This is a genomic window from Chryseobacterium sp. RR2-3-20 (assembly GCF_017808115.1).
Lineage (GTDB): Bacteria > Bacteroidota > Bacteroidia > Flavobacteriales > Weeksellaceae > Chryseobacterium > Chryseobacterium oryzae.
Window position 1 is genome coordinate 1 of record NZ_JADQBD010000119.1, and the last position, 3,946, is coordinate 3,946.

Sequence of the window (3,946 nt, forward strand, 5' to 3'; positions counted from 1 at the left end):
TACAGGTGTTTGTCAATTCTTTTAAAATAATTTTGTAGTTTTGAATAAGATTGTTCATGTATTTAATGACTTGGTAATCAATTAAATATACGATTTTTTTAATCAAATGGACAATCTTTTTTTTTTTTTTTTTAATTCCTAAATGCACAACAGGTTTACTTAAAATTTGTTTAGCTTATTTCATCAATAATAGCAGATTAAATTCAATCTACTATTTACAGCAATATAAATATTGCTGTTTTTTTTACAAATAATACCCTACTAATTTGGTAGACTAAATATTTTTTATATTTTTGCTAATAATTAATGATTAAAACGTAATTGAAGTGTAACTAAAATCTCCATCATGATTATTCCTAATCTTCTACAGAAAGACATTGCTGCAAGCGATACCAGAAAAGACCTTATTTTGGAAATAGAACTCAACGGGAAGTTGAAATTCGACCAAATTCTATATTGCATAGATCAAAACATGGGTATTTGCTATAGTCTGCTGAATGCCGATGTAGAATTTGTGGATGGTAATAATTTTGGATCATTTCAATTACGTATTAATGCAAACAGTGAAGAATTTCAAAAAGTTGAGTTCTTTCTCAATGAAAATAAACTTCTCAACACTACTGTAGAGTATAATTGCAGAAGATATTTATAAATGTAAGTCCATATAGTTTGATTTGATAAGCGTTCCAAAAAATTTTTTTGGACGCTTTTTTTATAAATCCCACTTATAAAATTCAAAAAAAAACATTCGAAAAAGACTTTCGGATGTTATAGTTCACAATTTTAGAATAATTAATTTATATTCTTTCAATATCTGCACCGATGGCTTTTAATCTGCCGTCAATATTTTCGTAACCTCTGTCGATTTGTTCAATATTATGAATGATAGATTTCCCTTCAGCCGAAAGAGCAGCAATTAAAAGAGCATTTCCCGCTCTGATATCCGGAGAAACCATTGTAGTACCACGTAAAGGAGATTCCTGATTGAGACCAATAACGGTAGCTCTGTGCGGATCGCACAAAATAATTTGCGCACCCATATCAATAAGTTTATCAACAAAAAACAATCTTGATTCGAACATTTTCTGGTGAACCAAAAGACTTCCTTTAGCCTGTGTAGCCACTACCAAAATAATAGACAGTAAATCTGGTGTAAATCCTGGCCAAGGTGCATCTGACACCGTAAGGATTGAACCATCAATAAATTTCTGAATTTTATAGTGTTCCTGAGCCGGAATATAAATATCGTCACCACTTTGTTCAAGCTGTATACCTAATTTTCTGAACGTATTTGGGATTACACCAAGCTGGTTCCAGTTGACGTTTTTTATGGTGATTTCAGATTTAGTCATAGCTGCAAGACCAATCCACGAACCAATTTCTACCATATCAGGAAGCATTGTATGCTCTGTACCATGAAGATTGTTGACACCTTCTACAGTGAGAAGGTTAGATCCAATACCAGAAATATTTGCTCCCATCCTGTTCAACATCTTACAAAGCTGTTGTAAATAAGGTTCGCAGGCTGCATTATAAATTCTTGTTTTACCTTTTGCCAAAACTGCAGCCATTAAGATATTTGCAGTACCTGTAACAGAAGCTTCTTCCAAAAGAATAAATTTTCCGTTCAGTTCTTTAGCTTTTAAAGAATAAAATGCTTCTTCATCATCATAATGAAATTCTGCACCCAACTCTACCAATCCCTGAAAATGGGTATCTAATCTTCTTCTACCAATTTTATCACCGCCCGGAGTTGGCATATATGCTTCTCCGTATCGTGCAAGCATTGGTCCCATCAACATAATTGAACCTCTTAATTTTGCACCGTCTTTTTTGAATTCAGTTGATTTAATATAATCGAAATTAACCTCATCAGATTTGAAAGTATAATCTCCATGACCGTTTTTAGTCACTTTTACACCAAAATCTCCTAAAATTTCGATAAGCCTGTTTACATCATGTATATCGGGAATATTTTTAATTCTTACTTCCTCGTCAGTTAACAAAACTGCACATAAAATCTGTAAAGCTTCATTTTTTGCTCCTTGCGGAGTAATTTCGCCTTGCAGTCTTTTTCCTCCACGTATTTGAAATGTTCCACTCATTACTATCTTCTGTTCTTATGATTGTTGTTATTATTAAATCTTCTTTTAGCAGGTTGGTTTTTATTATTGCTGTTTTTATTATTATTCCGATTGTTATTATTGGCGTAATAAATTTTACTTTTTTCCAGACTGTCTATACCAGTAAGATCGAGTCTGTTGTTTGAAAGCTCTTTCAGGTGACGGAAAATAACATCATCTGTAACATGCTCTTTATTATAGACATTATAAGACTTTTTCATGTTATTGGCAATCACTTCAATAAGTGCTTCTTTCTCGTCTCCACTTTCCAATTCTATTGCTTTTTCAATTAATTGGAGAATACTTTTGCCATAAAACTTAAAATCTCCCTGAAGTTTAGGATATTCCATCCTTTTAGGTTTTTCTGCAAGCTCTTCTCTTGTAGGAAAAGGATAAGGAGAATCTACATCCATATCATAGTTTGCAAGAATAAAAAGATGATCCCAAAGTTTATGTTTATAGTTTTCTTCGTCTCGAAGTTGCGGGTTTCTCTGCCCCATAAAATCTATTATAGCCATTGCCATTTCGTTTCTCTCTTCACGGTCTGAAACTTCTTTGCAACATTCAACAAGCTGTTGTATAATTCTGCCGTATTCCGGCATATTTAGATGTGTTTTTTGGGTATTGTATTCCATAGAATGCAAATATATGGATTAATAAAAAAAAGAATTTAAAAACTTTCTTATTTATTGATGATTTAACAGAAAGTTAAGCCTCAATAGAAATCAAACTCCAAAATGTAAACCAATTATTAAAACTCAATAAACTTCTTCCTTTGATTATGGTCGGGAACAAAGCATTTTTGATTGGCTAATTTCTTCCTGTTTTTCGATATTACATCATAAATACTGTCTGTAATTTGCTTTGGAAATACATTTGCAATGAAAGAAATTTTATAAATACCGCCTAATAAATTGGCAATTTTAAGCACAGCTTTAGACTTTATCAAATAGTAATGATTAGGTTTCCAGAGATACAAAGTATTGAATTCGCTACTATTTAAAGCCCTTTCTTTTAAAAACTTTTGCCCGAAATCTGACTGTAACGAAGCAAATAAAAACTCATCTTTCCTATCCTTTTCCAAAATCCATTGTATCCAAAAATTGCAGAATCCACAATCTCCATCGTAAAAAACAACATGTTTTTCTTGCCAATTTTGCTCACTCATTTATTGCATTTTACGTTTAGTTTCTTCAATCTCCCTTTTGAAATATTGGATAAGTTCTTGTCTTTCGTTATCGCTAAGTTTCGCATCCTGATGCCCAAGATAATAAGACTCCAATGGCATTTCATGTTTCTCCAACATTTCTACACACTCTTCCATCTTATTAATTTGCCTTTTCGGTTCATACATCGCAAAAGTGGAAAAATTAAGATGCTTTCTTCCCTCGTTGATATGATTTTTCACCCACCATGAAGCTGGAGCAATATTAGCATACCACGGATACTTTGTTTCATCGGAATGACAATCGTAGCAAGAATTATTAATAAGTTTAGAAACCTGAGATGGTGTCTTTTTAATCTGCAAAAAATCCATTCCTTTATCTACAGGTTTGTTCGTTTTATCTATCGGAAAAAACTGTATCATGATAAACGCAACCAATATACCGACAAGTATTTTTTTCATGAAATATATTTTTTTAGATTCTAAGATTTGTACAACATTCTTCAATTAGAATTCTGTCCTGCACAATTTTTACCAAATTTTTACAATATTATAAAATTAACTCGTAGTGCACTATCAAACGAGATTTATTTTTAGGTTGTTTATATTTCTGTCAAAAATAAATCTATTCAAAAACTGAATAGTTGTAAGGGTTGTA

Annotated in this window: 5 protein-coding genes; 1 reads left to right on the top strand and 4 read right to left on the bottom strand. The window is 31.9% G+C overall.

The window, feature by feature from the left end; all coding sequences use genetic code 11:
- Positions 1-346 precede the first annotated feature (346 nt).
- Positions 347-652 carry an NIL domain-containing protein gene (locus IV513_RS14990; protein ID WP_209391366.1) on the top strand — a complete coding sequence of 102 codons (306 nt, stop codon included), beginning with the start codon at positions 347-349 and terminating at the stop codon, positions 650-652.
- Between the two features lie 145 nt (positions 653-797).
- Here IV513_RS14990 and murA read toward each other — a convergent pair whose 3' ends face one another.
- The 4 genes from murA to IV513_RS15010 all read right to left on the bottom strand — a co-directional run bounded on the left by murA (position 798) and on the right by IV513_RS15010 (position 3,750).
- On the bottom strand, positions 798-2,105 hold the full coding sequence (gene murA, locus IV513_RS14995; RefSeq protein WP_209391367.1) for a UDP-N-acetylglucosamine 1-carboxyvinyltransferase: 1,308 nt from the start codon (positions 2,103-2,105) through the stop codon (positions 798-800).
- A gap of 2 nt (positions 2,106-2,107) precedes the next feature.
- A complete protein-coding gene (locus tag IV513_RS15000) occupies positions 2,108-2,758 on the bottom strand; it encodes a DUF4290 domain-containing protein (protein WP_209391368.1) in 651 nt (216 codons plus the stop codon).
- Between the two features lie 116 nt (positions 2,759-2,874).
- Positions 2,875-3,291 carry a thiol-disulfide oxidoreductase DCC family protein gene (locus IV513_RS15005; protein WP_209391369.1) on the bottom strand — a complete coding sequence of 139 codons (417 nt, stop codon included), beginning with the start codon at positions 3,289-3,291 and terminating at the stop codon, positions 2,875-2,877.
- Positions 3,292-3,750 carry a heme-binding domain-containing protein gene (locus tag IV513_RS15010; protein ID WP_209391370.1) on the bottom strand — a complete coding sequence of 153 codons (459 nt, stop codon included), beginning with the start codon at positions 3,748-3,750 and terminating at the stop codon, positions 3,292-3,294.
- Between the last annotated feature and the right edge of the window lie 196 nt (positions 3,751-3,946).